Origin of the sequence: Virgibacillus sediminis (assembly GCF_042643265.1) — a bacterium.
Classification (GTDB): Bacteria; Bacillota; Bacilli; order Bacillales; family Amphibacillaceae; genus Virgibacillus_O; species Virgibacillus_O sediminis.
Map to the genome: position 1 here is coordinate 1 of NZ_JBHRRZ010000028.1, position 1,147 is coordinate 1,147.

Below are 1,147 nucleotides of genomic sequence, written 5' to 3' on the forward strand. Positions count from 1 at the left end.
CCAAAAAGTGGACCGTTAAATATTGGGAATGGCTTGACCAACTAACATTTGAACGTTCAGCATCCCAAGTGGTATTCCAAGAATATCTACAACAACTGAAACAATTTCAACAACGTTTAAAAGTATTAGAGAAAGAAATTGAGGAACAAGCAAAAGACGGTGTCCACGCTCCGATGATTCAAACCTTGATGACATTAAGAGGAGTTGCGGTAATAACAGCTACTAGTTTAGTTGCAGAAATTGGTTCGTTTCAAAGATTTAAGACTCCAAAACAATTTATGGCATATACAGGACTAGTTCCAAGTGAAAGTTCTAGTGGTGAAATAAGGAATCTAGGGAAAATAACCAAGACAGGGAATCGGCATGTACGAAGATTGCTTATAGAAGCTGCATGGAGTTACAGATACAAACCTGGAGTCAGAAGAACGTTAAAAGAACGACAAGTAGGACAACCAAGTAATATCTTAGATATATCGTGGAAAGCACAAAACCGTTTGCATAAAAGATATTTTCGTCTAATGGGAAGCGGTAAACCAAGTGGAAAAGCCGTTACGGCAGTCGCAAGAGAATTAGCAGGGTTCATTTGGGCGATTGCCCATGAATCTATGTACGACTCAAAAGCAAAGCATATTACCAAAGTTTAAAAGTCGGTAAGTAAAAAATAAACAATGCAAAATATTAAAAAGGTCATGAATATAGGGCTCGGAGGCAAAGATAAAAACCGTAAAGAAGAATTCACGAAATATACTTGTGCTAGCTACAAAATGGTGAACGCACGCGCGAAGTTCGTGACAGCTTCTTAGACGGAACGATAAAATGTGAGAACCCACGGATATCAGTATGCTCATCGGAGTAGAGATTTTTGCCTTCGTGCCGTGTATTTAACTCCTTTAGGAAGGAGAACATCATTCTTCTTAGCTTAATTTAGGATCTCAATCTTCCAATTGATAGTCAAGGAAACCACTTGACAATCAATCGAAAGATTGAGAAAAGGCCAGCAAGCTAAGAAGAAAGGAATTTTGTAGCAGTTTACTACTCAATAACAGTAGACAAAAAAGAGTTGAAAAGTGACTCTTAATTTAAAGTTGCCCAAATTATCCTGAGGTTATATAGGCTTGACAGTTTCGTTCATATCAGTATATTTCCG

At 37.8% G+C, this 1,147-nt stretch carries 1 protein-coding gene; it reads left to right on the forward strand.

Going from position 1 to position 1,147, the window contains the following annotated elements:
* A partial coding sequence (locus ACFODW_RS12350; protein WP_390306897.1) for an IS110 family transposase occupies positions 1-644 on the forward strand: 644 nt, incomplete at its 5' end.
* Positions 645-1,147 lie beyond the last annotated feature (503 nt).